This is a genomic window from Bacillus sp. EKM208B (assembly GCF_011800725.1).
In the GTDB taxonomy this organism is placed as follows: Bacteria; Bacillota; Bacilli; order Bacillales; family Bacillaceae; genus Bacillus; species Bacillus velezensis.
This window is the reverse complement of sequence record NZ_JAANHO010000007.1, coordinates 64,037-78,650: the sequence shown is the minus strand read 5'-3', so window position 1 is coordinate 78,650 and position 14,614 is coordinate 64,037. Positions and strand designations below refer to the sequence as shown.

18 protein-coding genes are annotated in these 14,614 nt (G+C 48.1%); 9 read left to right on the top strand and 9 right to left on the bottom strand.

Annotated elements, in window-relative coordinates; translation table 11 throughout:
• Positions 1–16: 16 nt before the first annotated feature.
• The 3 genes from aroD to G9F75_RS13760 all read right to left on the bottom strand — a co-directional run bounded on the left by aroD (position 17) and on the right by G9F75_RS13760 (position 2,544).
• Complete coding sequence (gene aroD / locus G9F75_RS13770; RefSeq protein WP_021493872.1) at positions 17–778, bottom strand: type I 3-dehydroquinate dehydratase; 762 nt, start codon at positions 776–778, stop codon at positions 17–19.
• 26 nt (positions 779–804) lie between these two features.
• The gene (locus tag G9F75_RS13765) at positions 805–1,998 is read right to left on the bottom strand and encodes an MFS transporter (protein ID WP_021493871.1); all 1,194 of its coding nucleotides are present in this window, start codon (positions 1,996–1,998) and stop codon (positions 805–807) included.
• Between the two features lie 330 nt (positions 1,999–2,328).
• Positions 2,329–2,544, bottom strand: coding sequence for a DUF1128 domain-containing protein (locus G9F75_RS13760; RefSeq protein ID WP_003155571.1), 216 nt, complete (start codon positions 2,542–2,544; stop codon positions 2,329–2,331).
• A gap of 155 nt (positions 2,545–2,699) precedes the next feature.
• Here G9F75_RS13760 and G9F75_RS13755 point away from each other — a divergent pair, with 155 nt between their 5' ends.
• Genes G9F75_RS13755 through G9F75_RS13740 form a run of 4 tightly spaced genes read left to right on the top strand, consistent with a single transcriptional unit; the run spans position 2,700 to position 4,516 of the window.
• A complete protein-coding gene (locus G9F75_RS13755) occupies positions 2,700–3,173 on the top strand; it encodes a low molecular weight protein-tyrosine-phosphatase (RefSeq protein ID WP_109566786.1) in 474 nt (157 codons plus the stop codon).
• Between the two features lie 13 nt (positions 3,174–3,186).
• Positions 3,187–3,513: a hypothetical protein gene (locus G9F75_RS13750; protein ID WP_021493870.1), complete on the top strand. Its 327-nt coding sequence runs from the start codon at positions 3,187–3,189 to the stop codon at positions 3,511–3,513.
• 11 nt (positions 3,514–3,524) lie between these two features.
• On the top strand, positions 3,525–4,364 hold the full coding sequence (locus G9F75_RS13745; protein ID WP_007408509.1) for a YihY family inner membrane protein: 840 nt from the start codon (positions 3,525–3,527) through the stop codon (positions 4,362–4,364).
• 8 nt (positions 4,365–4,372) lie between these two features.
• A complete protein-coding gene (locus G9F75_RS13740) occupies positions 4,373–4,516 on the top strand; it encodes a hypothetical protein (RefSeq protein ID WP_017419116.1) in 144 nt (47 codons plus the stop codon).
• A 34-nt stretch (positions 4,517–4,550) separates the two neighbouring features.
• On the opposite strand, the gene G9F75_RS13735 is transcribed toward G9F75_RS13740, so the two are convergent.
• Positions 4,551–5,729, bottom strand: a complete 1,179-nt coding sequence (locus G9F75_RS13735) for an MFS transporter (RefSeq protein ID WP_025284425.1) — start codon at positions 5,727–5,729, stop codon at positions 4,551–4,553.
• 158 nt (positions 5,730–5,887) lie between these two features.
• Between G9F75_RS13735 and cax the strand changes: the two genes are divergently transcribed.
• Positions 5,888–6,943: a calcium/proton exchanger gene (cax, locus tag G9F75_RS13730; RefSeq protein WP_007408511.1), complete on the top strand. Its 1,056-nt coding sequence runs from the start codon at positions 5,888–5,890 to the stop codon at positions 6,941–6,943.
• A 70-nt stretch (positions 6,944–7,013) separates the two neighbouring features.
• Complete coding sequence (locus G9F75_RS13725; protein ID WP_167409161.1) at positions 7,014–7,808, top strand: YfkD famly protein; 795 nt, start codon at positions 7,014–7,016, stop codon at positions 7,806–7,808.
• A gap of 28 nt (positions 7,809–7,836) precedes the next feature.
• Here the strand turns inward: G9F75_RS13725 and G9F75_RS13720 are convergent, their stop codons facing one another.
• Both G9F75_RS13720 and yfkAB read right to left on the bottom strand, forming a co-directional pair.
• On the bottom strand, positions 7,837–8,670 hold the full coding sequence (locus G9F75_RS13720; protein WP_072177605.1) for a mechanosensitive ion channel family protein: 834 nt from the start codon (positions 8,668–8,670) through the stop codon (positions 7,837–7,839).
• A gap of 6 nt (positions 8,671–8,676) precedes the next feature.
• On the bottom strand, positions 8,677–9,798 hold the full coding sequence (gene yfkAB / locus G9F75_RS13715) for a radical SAM/CxCxxxxC motif protein YfkAB (RefSeq protein WP_032872324.1): 1,122 nt from the start codon (positions 9,796–9,798) through the stop codon (positions 8,677–8,679).
• A gap of 146 nt (positions 9,799–9,944) precedes the next feature.
• On the opposite strand from yfkAB, the gene G9F75_RS13710 reads away from it, so the two are divergent.
• Both G9F75_RS13710 and pdaA read left to right on the top strand, forming a co-directional pair.
• Complete coding sequence (locus G9F75_RS13710) at positions 9,945–10,130, top strand: SE1561 family protein (RefSeq protein ID WP_003155558.1); 186 nt, start codon at positions 9,945–9,947, stop codon at positions 10,128–10,130.
• Positions 10,131–10,230: 100 nt separating this feature from the next.
• Complete coding sequence (gene pdaA, locus G9F75_RS13705; RefSeq protein ID WP_003155556.1) at positions 10,231–11,022, top strand: delta-lactam-biosynthetic de-N-acetylase; 792 nt, start codon at positions 10,231–10,233, stop codon at positions 11,020–11,022.
• 37 nt (positions 11,023–11,059) lie between these two features.
• On the opposite strand, the gene G9F75_RS13700 is transcribed toward pdaA, so the two are convergent.
• The 3 genes from G9F75_RS13700 to corA all read right to left on the bottom strand — a co-directional run bounded on the left by G9F75_RS13700 (position 11,060) and on the right by corA (position 13,641).
• Complete coding sequence (locus tag G9F75_RS13700; RefSeq protein ID WP_167409160.1) at positions 11,060–11,920, bottom strand: NAD(P)-dependent oxidoreductase; 861 nt, start codon at positions 11,918–11,920, stop codon at positions 11,060–11,062.
• Between the two features lie 50 nt (positions 11,921–11,970).
• Entirely contained in the window at positions 11,971–12,618 is a 648-nt protein-coding gene (locus tag G9F75_RS13695) for a hypothetical protein (RefSeq protein WP_094296488.1), read from the bottom strand.
• Between the two features lie 63 nt (positions 12,619–12,681).
• On the bottom strand, positions 12,682–13,641 hold the full coding sequence (gene corA, locus G9F75_RS13690; RefSeq protein WP_167409159.1) for a magnesium/cobalt transporter CorA: 960 nt from the start codon (positions 13,639–13,641) through the stop codon (positions 12,682–12,684).
• Positions 13,642–13,747: 106 nt separating this feature from the next.
• Between corA and G9F75_RS13685 the strand changes: the two genes are divergently transcribed.
• Positions 13,748–14,611: a DNA-3-methyladenine glycosylase family protein gene (locus G9F75_RS13685; protein WP_167409158.1), complete on the top strand. Its 864-nt coding sequence runs from the start codon at positions 13,748–13,750 to the stop codon at positions 14,609–14,611.
• The last annotated feature ends 3 nt before the right edge of the window (positions 14,612–14,614 follow it).

The window sequence follows — 14,614 nt, the reverse complement described above, 5'->3', positions numbered from 1 at the left end:
GGCAGAAAAACGCTGATTACATATGTTTATTTAAAATGCTGAGTACGCTGCGCAATTCTTCAACGGGAATCTGTCCGGGCGCTGATGCTTCTTTGCCCGCTCCGAACGTGCACGCTGAGCCGAAGACTTCGCCGGCCAGGCGGCTGATCAGGCCTGTCCCCGCCATTGACATCGTGATGATCGGCCGGTCTGCGTATTGTGTTTTCATCGTGTGAGTGGCATCCAATAAGACGAAAACATCTTCAGTGCTTTGCGGCATCACCGCGATTTTCGGAATGTGCGCGCCGTACGCCTGCATGTTCCGCAGCCGGGAAATGATTTCTTCTTTTTTCGGTGTCTGATGAAAATCATGATTGGACATGACGACATATACGCCGTTATCTTCAGCGGTTTTCACAATTGATTTGACTTCCGCTTCTCCCGTAAACAACTCAACGTCTGCAAGGTCAATATGTTTTGTTTCGATGGCGGTTTTAAGCAATTCAATGTAAAAGCGGTCATCAATAACTTTATTTCCGCCTTCTTTATGGGTTCTGAATGTGAAAAGCAGCGGTGTTGCGCCTGCGGCTTTCCGCAGCTTTTCAAGCATGCCTTTTACGGCGTCCAGGCTGTCAACATGCTCGTACACATCCGCCCGCCACTCAATGATATCCGGGCAAAGCCTGTTGACGGCTTCCATTTCTTCGAGCAGTTCTTTCTCTCCGGCCGCCATCAGCGGCACAATGATCTTCGGAAGCCCTTCGCCGATGACCGTGTTTCTGATCGTGATAGATTGCATGATAAATCCTCTCCCTTAAAAAATAGTCAGGCTTTCATCACTTGCTTAAAGCGGATTCCGATAAACAATGCGAGAAGGGCGCTGACGGCCGCAATTCCGATATCAAGCAGAAAAACAGGCGTCAGGCCGGCCGCTTTGGATATCGCTCCCGTTACAAGCGGAATGACAATAAAAGATAAGCTTGATGCTATATTAACAAAAGATGTGATCGTACCTTTATTTTTAGGGAATAAAACAGCCATAACCGTCATCGCCAATTGCAGAATGCCCGCAGTTGAAAGTCCGATGACAAAGGAGCTGATGACTGATACGGCCGGCTGATGAATGAAAATCAGAGCAAGCAGCGCGATTGCCGCGATCACAGGGTACAGCACCATTACCGTAATCGGCTGAATCACTCTGTTTAACAGCACAGCCAGCAATAATACGGATACAAGCGCCCCGATGCTGTAATAGCTCAACAATTTGACGGCCTGCACCTCAGGCATGCCCAAAACGGTTTGCCCGAACTTAGGAAGCCATACTTGAACGAGCATAAACAGCGCCGTAGATGAAAAGCCTAACAGAATGATCGCAAGGCCTTCACGCCATATCGACGGCTGTGATGTGAACGCGCCATCAGACGGAGAGGCTTCCGTCCGGCCGCCGTCTTCTTTTTGCTTATGATTCGGAAACGGAACTTTTAACAGGAAAAAGCCGTTCAGGAAGAAAATAATGCCCGGTACGAAAAACGTCCAGCCGTAAAACAAATGCCTGTCCGCAATAAACGCGATAAAAAACGGAAGCACCGTCGCGCCGATGGATACAAACGCTTTGATTAACACGGTTGCAGAGCTTGCGTTTTTCGGAAATCCTTCAATAAGCGCCGGATATGTCCCGGAATCCAAAAAGGAATTGGCGATCCCGGCGAAAATGGCGAAGATAAACGCGGCCGTGTAGTTTGTCGAAAGCGGAATTCCGATTAGGAAAATCAGATACAGAAAGGCGCCCGACACGATAAACGGCCGTCTCCCGAATGTATCCGAAAGCTTCCCGGCAAACAGAAGCGAAATCAGCTTCCCGATCCCGATGGCGGAGACCAAATAGCTGACCCCGGCTGCGGATGTATGAAGCTGTTTTGATAATGCCTCCATATTGGATGCGATAATAATATTGATCATGCCCAGCAGGAAATAGTTAATATAAAGACCCGCTGCCATTTTGGTGTATATGTTTTTCATGATGACATCCCCTAATGCGGTTAATAAAGAATTAAATTATTTTTTAAATTGATAAAAGAACAGCACCATTCCCCTTTATTGAACCACTGCCTTTCTTTGAAAACTGTTTGATAAAACGGTTGCAAAACAAACTTGAATAACGCTGAGATCACAACGAGTATATCGTTCTACTAAATAAAAAAAGATAAGCGGCCCGCTCATTTAGTATATCGTTCTACCAAGTTCACAGTTACTATACTCCTTCTTTTTATATGTGTCAAACCGATGAACTTTTTTTGCTTTTTTAAATCAAAAAAAGACCTGCCGTTTTTCGGCAGGTCTGACATGGGTTTATTTTCTGAGAGAGGCGAGCTCCTCGGCAATGGCCTGCATTTCACTCGGGCTGAATGATGCTTTTTTCATGACCATTTGATGAAGGTATGTAAGATCTTCTATTTTTTCATCACTGAAATCTTCCGCTCTGATGACGCCGACATTGAGCATGTTGAGCTTTTGCGAAATGTCTTCAATCATTTTGTTTAACGTTTCTGTTTGTTGGCTCGGCAAATTCATGCATCCTTTCATGACCTTTTTCGTATCCTTTATTCTAACAGAATTCATTTAGAATAAAAGCTTATTTCCACAGCCGCAGAAAAGTTGCTAAGATGATGATAAGGTTTTTGATCCTCAAAATGCGGGGAAAGAATAGGGAGGTTATCGATATGATACAAGTGCTGTTTGTCTGTCTGGGAAATATTTGCCGGTCGCCTATGGCAGAGGCGGTATTTTCTGATATGGTGAAGAAAAACGGGCTGAACGGGCAGATTAACATTGATTCAGCGGGAATCGGCGCCTGGCATGCGGGAAATCCGCCGCATGAAGGGACAAAGGAGATCCTGAAGAAGAAAGGGATCAGCGCAAGCGGCATCACGGCGAGGCAGGTGCGTGAGTCTGACCTGACCGATTTTGATTACGTCATTGCGATGGATGCAGAAAATATCGGTCATCTTCGCAGCATGGCCGGTTATAAAAAAGCGGCGCCGCGTATTGCAAGGCTGCTTGATTATGTACCGGAGTCGGACCTTGCGGACGTGCCCGATCCGTATTATACCGGGAATTTCAGCGAGGTGTACGCTTTGGTCGAATCCGGGTGCCGTCATTTGCTGGAGACAATAAAGAAAGACCATCATTTATAAGGGGGATTGACCGATGAAGCAGACACGCATCATGGCAAAAGCGATTCTGATCGGCGCTGCCGCCGGCGGAGCACTGTCCTTATTACATAAGCCGACGAGAGAGGCATGTTTCCGGAACATGGACGCGTGCAGGCGGCGTGCGGCATTTTACCGGAAACATCCTGAAGCCCTGAAGCAGCAGGCTTCCGCAAAAATGGATCAAGTGAAAATCTTCGCCAATACCGTATCGGAAGATCTGAGTTTTTTAAACGGGCAGATCACCAAGCTGAAGCAGACGACGCCGCAGGTCATTGACCTGTTAAAAGAAACGAAGGAGCATTTTTCGAAAAACGATCATTGAGGTGGGATGTCATGAGTTTTATAAAGGAGCTGTTTGCAAGGTTTTCTCTGCATGAAGGACAAAGTAAATCGGCGGAGCTGGCGTATTTTTTCCTGCTGTCATTGTTTCCGTTGATGATTTTCATGCTGACGCTCACCGCCTATCTTCCCATATCGGCAGAAGACGTGCTCGGGGCGGTCGATCAATACGCGCCCGACAGCGCCATGTCCATGGTGAAATCCATTACGGAGCAAACACTGAACAAGCGCAGCGGCGGGCTTTTGTCATTCGGGATTATCGCCGTCATCTGGTCGGCTTCGAATGGTATGAACGCGATTGTCAGAGCATTTAACCATGCCTACGAAGTCGAGGAAAACCGCTCATTTATCATCATTCGCCTGACCTCAATTTTTTTAACCATCGCGATGGTGGTTACGATTTTAATCGCATTGCTTCTGCCGGTGTTCGGCAGAGAAATCGGAATGCTGGCCGCAGATTTTATCGGCGCCTCCGGCCTGTTTTTGCAGGTGTGGTCGGTTGTCCGCTGGGGTATCAGTCCGCTTATCCTGTTAATCGTGTTTACCGCGCTTTACATTTTCGCGCCGAATAAAAGGCTTTCCCTCCGTTTTGTGCTGCCGGGAGCCGTATTCGCGGCAGCCGGCTGGATTATCGTCAGTATGCTGTTCTCATTTTACGTCGGCACCTTTGCCAACTACAGCGCCACATACGGGAGCATCGGGGGAATTATCGTCCTTATGATCTGGTTTTATCTTACGGGAACACTGCTGATTTTAGGAGGAGAAATCAACGCGCTTTTACATAAACGTAAAAAGCTTCCTGATGAAAATCCGTACCGCGGGAGCAAGCTATAGAGGAACGGATGACGTTCAAGCTGAAAAACGGAGGGGAATCGATTATGACCAAGCATACGAAAAAAGGCGGAAGCCATAATAAACAAAACTCCAAAAACGGCCCGAAGAATAAAACAAGCGGAAGCGCTAACGGGCAGAACGGATACCACTAGAAAGAAGCCGCCTGACTCAGATCAGGCGGCTTTTTTATGAGGCCGGAAAAGAATGGGATTCGGATGCGGGACTATGCTTTGTTTTCCCGAAGACGAGCGCAAGCCAAATACAGACCAGAATCACCGTAATAAAGTAAAACAAGTTGGCGCTTTCAAACCGCTGCATATACCAGCCGCCCGCCACCGGGCCGATCATGCTGCCGAGGCTGAAGGAAATGCCGCAGAGCAGATTGCCCGCCGGCAGCAGATGGGACGGCAGCAGGTCGCTCATATAGCTGATGCCGAGGGAAAACATACTGCCGACCGCCATTCCCGCCGTGAAAAAGCAGCAGCCGATGACAGAAGGCGACGGAAACAGTCCGGCCGTCAAAAAGCAAAGGGCACCCGTTAATAAGATGACGAGCAGGACACGTTTTCTCCCGAATCGATCGCTTAATAAACCGAGAGGGAACTGGAATACAATACTTCCGATAGCAAAAGCGGGCAATATCAGCGCGACGGCATCAACGGATATGCCTAAACGCAGGGCGTACACGGGAAAGCTTCCGTTCAGCGCCGTTTCTAAAAAACCGTACCCGAAAGCCGGGAGAAAAGCGACCCAGCCGAAAAGAAGAGCGCGGTAAAACCGTTTTGCGCTGTTATCCCCGGATGTTTCATCCGGACCTTGCGCCGGGTACTCGTTACGTAAGACAAACACAAACAGCCAGGCGGCAAGACTGATACAGCCGGATACGATAAACGGAAGGGAAGGACTTGTTTTCACAAGAGGGACCATGAACGGGCCGACAGCGAATCCAAGCCCGAAGGACAGTCCGTACAGCGAAATGTTTCTTCCTCTGTTTCGGGGCGTTGACTTTGACGTCACCCACGTTTGGGTTGAAAAATGCAGCATATGATCCCCGATTCCGATAAGCAGCCGCAGAAAAAACCATAACCATATGGATTGAAGCCAAATAAAACTGAATAAGCTGATGATAACAAGAAATCCGCCCATGACCATCAGAGGTTTGAATCCGAGCTTGCGCAGCGGGGCCTCCATAAACGGCGACGCCAGAAGCACACCGATATAAAGGCCGGTTGCGTGAAGTCCGTTTATGGCTGCGGATTCTCCGTTCGTTTCAAAAATGACGGAGATCACCGGCAGAAGCATGCCTTGGGAAAATCCGGAGATGGAAACAAGCAGAACCAAAATAAAGAAGTACAGTCGTGACATCGCGTATTTCTCCTTCTTCAGTATCTTTCTTGATCGTACACGGATTTGTCGCGTCCGGCAACCTGAAAATGCCAATTCGGGCTGCCGCGGAAGTGTAATTGAGGGAGTTTTTGAGAAGGATATAAAAAGACTCATTCGAAAAAAGGAGCCAGGCAGATATGAATCGGATTTTTTTCTTTACGGCTGCGGCGGGAGTGCCGCTTTCAGTCATCGGCGGCCTGATGCACTGGCCGTCAGCGGTTTTGTTTATTATTTATTGCTTGACGATTATTGCGCTTGCAAGTTATATGGGGAGAGCGACCGAATCTCTTGCCATTATCGCGGGACCGCGGATCGGCGGTCTGCTGAATGCCACGTTCGGCAATGCGGTAGAGCTGATTATATCGCTTTTTGCCTTAAAAGAAGGGCTGACGGGCATCGTGCTTGCTTCATTGACCGGTTCGGTGCTCGGCAATCTTCTGCTCGTCGCGGGATTGTCGTTTTTTATCGGCGGTTTGAAATACAAGCGGCAGGAATTCAATATTCATGATGCCCGTCATAATTCTGGCCTGCTGATTTTTGCCATTATCGTAGCTTTTGTCATTCCCGAAGTGTTTTCCATGGATATGGGGGAAAAAAACAAGCTTGATTTGAGTGTCGGCATCAGCATCATCATGATCCTTCTGTACGTGGCAGCTCTTTATTTCAAGCTCGTCACCCATCGCGGTGTTTATCAGCCGAACCAGCCGGAGGCAAAGGAAGAAGAGGAGCAGCCTGAGTGGTCGGGGAAAAGAGCGACAGCCGTCTTATTTATTTCAACCATTATCGTCGCCTACATATCTGAAAACCTTGTCCATACGTTTCATGCGGTGGCTGAACAGTTCGGCTGGAGCGAGCTGTTTATCGGAGTGATTATCGTCGCAATCGTCGGAAATGCCGCAGAGCATGCGTCGGCGATTATTATGGCGTACAAAGACAAGATGGATGTCGCCGTTGAAATTGCGGTAGGCTCGACTTTGCAGATCGCCATGTTTGTGGCCCCGGTTCTTGTGATCTGTTCCATCTTTTTTCCGGTCAATATGCCGCTTGTATTCACATTACCCGAACTTGTCGCGATGATATCATCCGTCCTTTTGATGACGATGATTTCAAATGACGGTGATTCGAACTGGTTTGAAGGGGCTACGCTCCTTGCCGCTTATGTCATCATGGCGATCGGTTTTTTCCTGCTTTAACCTGTAAAAAATGCGGATAACAACGATTGCGGAGGAAAAGACTAAAGGAAAATGCTATAGAAAGAGTGATATGATGAGAAAGCTGTTTCATGCCACACTGATTCTGCTGTTATCCTTTAGTTTTTTCGCAACGCCGTCTGCCGGTGCAAAAAAACCGTTTAAAGTTCCCAACTCTGTCGTAAGCATTTCAAAGGAAAATACGTATCCGAATTCTTCACAGGACCAGCCGATGCTTCAGCCGAGCAAACTGGCAAAGGAATTGTTAGATACATCAGAGATCAACATCGAAAATCCGCATCTGATTAAAATGCTGAATGAATCCTCGGTTTCCGGTTCACCGCTTGCCATCGGATACCGGGCGACAATATTTCTCGGGAAATGGGCGCTCGGCTATCAATCGAACGAAACGGTCGCCAACTGGGAATATAAAAAAATCAACACAAACAGAGCGGATAACCGGGGCGGGCAGCAAACCGCGGTTATCTCATACGCCCAAGAACAGCAATACAAAATCAAAGGCGGGCTCACAGCGAAGGTGCCGAACGCAGAAGACGTAAAAAGCATGATGATGCAAAAAGCGATGAAGAAAACAAAACTGCCGCTCGCGTTTGAAACGGTTATCGGCGCAGGCACAAAACGCGATCAAACCTACAAAATTTCTCCGCAGCGGCTCGGCTACCTGCACGCCTACGCTCCGGCCGTTAATGAAAAAGGAAAAGTAACATACGGTGAAGTGTATTTGGTGCTGAAAGGCAGCAAGCGGAAACTTGTCGTCAAAAATGTGACTTCGCAAGGAATCGGGGCTTGGATTCCGGTGCAGGATCATGTCACATTCGGTTTTCAAACGACAGCGCAGCCGAGATAAATAAAAAAAGCTGATTCCGGTTCGGGAATCAGCTTTTTTGTGTGTGATACATTTCCTCAAGCAATTGAACATTGTTGTTGTACAGCTCCCGGGCAAGAACGCGTCTCACCGCAAGGCTCGCCGAGAAGTATTCTGTGTCTTGAACCATGCCTTTGACGGTAAATTCAATGCCTCTGGTTAATTTGTTCAGACTCATAATTCCATGCACTTGAAACGGCTCAGTCGCATTGAGAAATTCATCCCGTTTCAATGAATCGCGAAGCTCATCATTGAGCATGTCGCAGGCTTTTTCTAAGACGGCATATACCCGCTCGGGATCTTCCTTGTAACTGATCACGACGGACTCGGTGATCCGCATATAATCAATGTTATAGTTTTGAAGCTGTCTGACCTCACCGTTAGATATGGTAAGCAGCTTGCCGGTCCACTCACGGATCTGGAGGGAACGGAGTCCGATTTCTTCCACTGTGCCGTTGAACAGATTGTTAATCGTCACGTAATCGCCTTTATGCAGCTGGCGTTCATATATTAAAAAGATACCGGCCAAAATGTCCTTGATTAACGACTGGGCGCCGAAACCGATAACGATACCGGCAACGCCCGCCCCGGCTAAAATTCGGCCGAAATCATGAACAAATAAAGAAATGACGTAAAAGATAAAACCGATCGTCGCCGTATACTGGGTGATGGACCGGACGAGGCTCTCAATCGTCTTCCCTTTCCGTTCCTCTAAGAAATCCGTGCGTTTAAATAACACCTGGACAAAGCGGTTGATCAGATATACACCGGCGTAAAGCACGAGAGCGACGATGATGATCTCAACCACTTTGCTTTTCAAAATGTCCGTAATTGTCGTTTCCATCTTCTGTTAACCTCTGGCTTTTCGTAATGAAAAATCCGTGTCCTGATAATAACTGTTTTTGACAAGGACGTTCGGGCCGAGGCACCGGACGTTTGTGCAGCGGCAGTTCAGCTCTTTGCTCAGCTTCGTCTGTCTCCACTTGTCATATGCTTCGGGAAGGCTGTCTGTTTTAATATTGCCGAGCGGCGGTGTATCGCCGAAATCCGTGACAATGATATTTCCGTCAAAAATGTTGACATTCAGGCGGGAGCGGCCGTCAGGGTCGTTTCGCACCGTAACGTTTTTCGCTTCCCGCAGGCGGCGGAGAAGCTTCTGGTCTTCTTCATCAGGACTGCATGCGTAAAACGGGAGCGTACCGAACAGCATCCATGTCTCTTCATCTCGAATGTCGAGCAGATGATGAATAGCCTGTCTCATGTCCGTCAGGCTGAGTGATTCAAGCGCGCTGGCGAAATCACTCGGATACATCGGATGGACTTCGTGCCGCTGGCATTTCATTTCTTCGGTAATCTGCCGGTGAATATGTTCGATATGCGGCAGTGTCCGTTTGTTGAGCATCGTTTCCGCTGAAACCATTACACCTGCTTCGACCAGCGTGCGGCTGTTTTCAATCATTTTGTCAAAATAGCGCGCCCGCTGTTCAAATGTCGGTTTCTTCTCCATCATCGCAAATCCGATATCGGCAAAGTCCTCGACCGTTCCCCAGTTGTGAGAAATGTGAAGAACGTCCAAATAGGGAATAATCCGTTCGTAGCGCCCGATATCAAGCGTCAGGTTTGAATTGATCTGTGTGCGCACGCCGCGTTCATGCGCATATTTTAAAAGCGGGACGACGTATTCCTTTACCGATTTCAGCGAAAGCATCGGTTCGCCGCCCGTAATGCTGATAGAGCGTAACAGAGGAATTTCATCAAGCCGCTTTAATAAAAGGTCGATCGGCAGCGCATTCGGGTCTTTCGGCTGGAGCGTGTACCCGACGGCGCAGTGCTCGCATCTCATATTGCACAAAGTCGTCGTTGTGAATTCAACGTTCGTCAGTTTCATATCTCCATACTGGTCGACATCCATGTACGCTTCCCAAGGATCGTACTCCGGTGTGATCGGACGCAGTGTTGTGTTTTGTGTCATGACTATCTAACTCCTTTATAAATGGGGCATACTAACGTCTGCCAACTGTTAATTTTAGACCTGATCTGCCAAGATCGCAAGTAGCGGAACCATTGAAAAACGGCAAAAAATACGCTACCATTATAAAAAATGAATGGAGTGGAAGTATGGGGAATGCAGTAAACAGCAAAGATCAGCAGCTCGATTACCTGAAGAACAGACTCGATATGTTTATGAATGTCATTGATTCATTAGACCCTGAATCAACGGACGTTGAAGATATAGACCGGCTCATCGGCATGCTTGATGATCTGGAAGCAAAATACGAACGCTTTAAAAAGGATTGGGAATAAACCCCGGCGGATGCCGGGGTTTTTCTTTTTCCATAATGCGGCTGTATAAAAGGGCAGGGCCTACTGCAAAATAAGGAAAAATGCAGAAGGAGTGCTGGTCATGAAATGGTTTTGTTCAATTTGCTGCATGGCCGTTTTACTTGCGGGAGGCATCAACAGCGCAGAGGCCGTTCCGAATGAACGGATAAACTGGGGCTTTAAACGCAGCGTCAATCATCAGCCGCCGGATGCCGGCAGACAGCTGGACAATCTGGTCAAAAAATATGATGCCTTTTATTTAGGCAATACGAAAGAAAAGACCATCTATTTAACGTTTGATAACGGATATGAAAATGGGTACACCCCGAAAGTGCTTGATGTGTTAAAAAAACATCACGTCACGGGCACTTTTTTTGTCACGGGTCATTTTGTGAAAGAGCAGCCTGATTTGATTAAACGGATGTCAAAGGAAGGCCATATCATCGGCAATCATTCTTTTCATCATCCTGATCTGACGACAAAAACGGGCGATCAGATTCAAGACGAACTCGATTCCGTCACGGAAGCTGTGTACAACATTACCGGAAAGCGGGACAACCTGTATCTCCGTCCGCCGCGCGGCGTATTCAGCGAATATGTCCTGAAAGAAACGAAACGCCTCGGCTACCAAACCGTTTTCTGGTCCGTCGCATTTGTCGACTGGAAGGTTAACGAGCAAAAAGGGAAACAATACGCCTATGATCACATGATAAAGCAGGCGCATCCCGGCGCGATCTACCTTCTTCACACCGTTTCAAAGGACAATTCAGAAGCTCTGGACGATGCCATTACCGATCTGAAAAAAGAAGGCTACACGTTTAAAAGCATTGATGACCTGATGTTTGAGAAAGAAATGAAGCTGCCGCGCCTGTAGAAAACACCTCTCCTGGTAATGGAGAGGTGTTATTTTGTTATTTTAAGCTTTTAATCAGTGCAGCCCAATCCAGATCCCCGAAGCCTTGTGCGATCCCGCTTTCAAAATGGCTCTTGGCCAGCTCGGCAAGAGGGAGTTTTGCGGAAACCTGTTCAGCGGCGGCGAGCGCCAGATTGGTATCCTTGAGCCCTAAAGACATTTTGAAACCGGCCGGCTCAAATTTCTCATCAGCCATGATCGTGCCGTAATTTTGATAGACGGGAGAGCCAAAGAGCGCGCCGGCGATTTCTAAAAATTGTTTCCGTTCTAACCCGTATTTCTCCATCATTAAGAATGATTCAGATAACGCCTCCAGCATAGAAACGAGCAAGAAATTGACGCTGATTTTCGCGGCATTGGCCGTTTTTGTTTCTTCACCAGTGTCAAATACTTGCTGACTCAGGATGTTAAGCAGCGGTTCGGCCTTTTTCTTCGCTTCTGCCGGTCCGGCTGTGATGATGCGGAGTTCGGCCTTCTCAGCGGCATCGGGGCGGCCGAGGACGGGAGCGGCGATAAAGGACTGCCCTCTGCCCGAATGTGCGGCGGAAAGCTGTTCTGACAGCGCTGTACTGATCGTGCTCATCGAAATATGAATGCCGTTTTCAGATAACCCGGCAATAATGCCGCAAGCTCCGAAAGTCACGTCTGTTACGGCTTCATCGTCTGACAGCATTGACAGCACGATATCCGCATGTTCAGCTGCCTGGCGGGGCGTTTCGGCATATTCGGCCCCTTTTTCCAGCAGGTCAGCCGCTTTTTCTTTCGTCCGGTTATATACAGTCAGGCTGTATCCGGCTTTCATGATATTTTCGGCGATGGGGCGGCCCATATTGCCGAGTCCGACGATGGCGATCTTCATTTGACAGTCCCTCCAATGAAAAGTTTTCCACCATTATACATGCAAAATGGTTAATCTGCTGTGTACAGGATTGCCACTTTCAGTTCAGGTTCGGAAGACCATCCGGAGTCTGAGGCGGCTTTCCCCTTATAAAATCCGGTAAATCGGGTTTTGATGATTGTTTTTGAACGGGGTTTTACAGTGAATGTTTTTGATTTGAATGTGACGTCCTTTATGTTTTCTGATAAATCCGGGGTGACAGAAATGGTTTGTTCCCCTTTTCCGTAATGATTGATATAAAGCGTGCAGCTCATGCCCGCTCTTTTTCGCTCAACCAGATAACTGCATTCGCTGCGGTGCTTCAAATATTCGACAGCCTCTTTTTCGGGCGCGAACTGTTTTAAGGAAAAAGCAGCATATTCAGTGGCGGGACTGATACCGGAAGCGGCCCCCATACTGAGAAAGATCAGAAACAGCCCCGCTGCGGGAAGCGTCCGCCTGAACGCGGCGGCACACCAGATTAACGCCGCAAAGTAAAGCAGGACCCCGGGGATGACGGAGATATGGGCTCCATCTTCCGGCCAAGAGGAATAGCCGAGCGACTCAAAGATGTAATCAGACACCGTACGGCCGTTATACAGCGGGGCAATGGACATGACACTGAAAAGCAGGAGGACAGAAGAAATGATTTTGTGAGAAAGGATGGTAACGGCGCACACCTATTTACGTTTTTTTCCAGACTATCATGTTTTCTCAAAAAAAAGAACAGCCGGCAGCCGTTCTTACTTGAAAATATTAAACCAGCCTTTGCGGGCGAACCAAAACAGCATGGCGCCCACAAGGACGGCCATTACGCCCAAAACGATAAAATAGCCGTATTTCCAATGAAGCTCAGGCATGTTATCGAAATTCATGCCGTAAACCCCCGCGATGAACGTCAGCGGGATAAAAATGGTCGAGACGATAGTTAATGTCATCATAATGGCGTTCATCCGGTTTGAATTCAGCGTCACATAGCTGTCCCGCAAATCTGACGTCATATCACGGTTTGACTCGATCAGCTCAGCCAGTTTTAATAGGTGGTCATAAATATCGCTGAAATACGCCTTTGTTTCACGGCTTTCTTTTACATGGTCAAGGCTCAAAATCCGGTACATTAAATCGCGCATCGGAATGATCGTCCGCCTCAGGTTCAAAAGATCAGTCCGCAATTCAAACACTTCATTCATTAAAGTGCCGTAAGATTTATGGGTTCTGCTGTCTTCAATTTCATTCAGCCGGTCTTCAATTTTGTACAGCACGGGGAAATATTCATCGACAAGCTGATCCATAATCATATAAGTGATATGCCCGGGCCCTTTTTTGGCTAATCCCGGAGAAGCGAAAAACCGTTCTCTCACCCTTGAGACGCCGGGCGATTCGTGCAAATGGAAGCTGACGATGAAACGGTCGGACTGAAAAATGTCCACCTCTTCCATTTCCAGTGTGTCCGGGTTCAAGGCGTGGAGCACATAAAAACGGTAGCCGTCATAATGGTCGATTTTCGGCCGCTGCATATGCTGAAAGCAATCCTCGATCGCAAGCGGATGAAAGTGAAAATAATCCCGCAGCAGCTCGATTTCATGCATCTCGGCGCCGAAAAAATCAATCCAGTACCATGCGATGTCCGGTTGTTCTGTACGTGATAGGGGGATATTATCTAATATCTCATTATGTGTTGTGATTGCGGTTATATGTATCATAAACAACCCTCCGCCTGCCATTATATCATGCGGCGTTATGAAGAAAAGTATACGAATTGCCGCCCGGCCGCTTCATGATATACTTGGACAAAAAGGGGTGGAGCATATGTGGAAGGAAACGGTTTCGGTCACGCCGCCGTATCATTTTGATAAAGTCCTTGAAAGGCTGTCGCTCGATCCGCTGAATGCGGTCGATCTTCATGCAAGATCAATCAAAGTGCCGCTCAGAACACGGGACGGCAAACTGTCCGTCATCACGGTTCAAGCGGAAGGCACCGCCGCAGACCCGGTCTTCCTTGTCAGCGGAGAAACGGACCGGGCGGAGATGATTGAACGGATCAAACACATTTTTCAGTGGGAGCAGCCGCTTCAGCCTGTGCTTGATCATTTCTCAAAAACAAATCTGTCGGCGCTTTTTGAGGAGCATGCGGGAACCCCGCTCGTCTTGGAGTATGACGTCTACAACTGTCTCATGAAATGCATCATCCACCAGCAGCTCAACCTGTCTTTCGCATTTACCTTAACGGAACGGTTCGTCCATGCCTTCGGTGAACAAAAAGACGGCGTCTGGTGCTACCCCGAGCCGAAAACGATCGCGGCGCTTGAGTATCAGGACTTGCGGGAGCTCCAGTTCAGCATGAGAAAAGCGGAATATGCGATTGACATTTCACGGATGATTGCAGAAGGAGCGCTCAATCTGGCGGAACTTACCCATTTATCGGATGAAGACATTATGAAAAAGCTGATCGCCATCAGAGGCATCGGCCCGTGGACCGTCCAAAACGTCCTCATGTTCGGTCTCGGCCGCCCGAATCTGTTTCCTTTGGCGGACATCGGCCTGCAAAACGCCGTCAAACGCCGCTTCGCCCTAGAGGATAAACCGTCAAAAGACTTGATGCTTCAGGTAAGCAGCGAATGGGCGCCGTATTTAAGCTATGCGTCCTTGTACTTGTGGAGAAGCATTGAATGATGA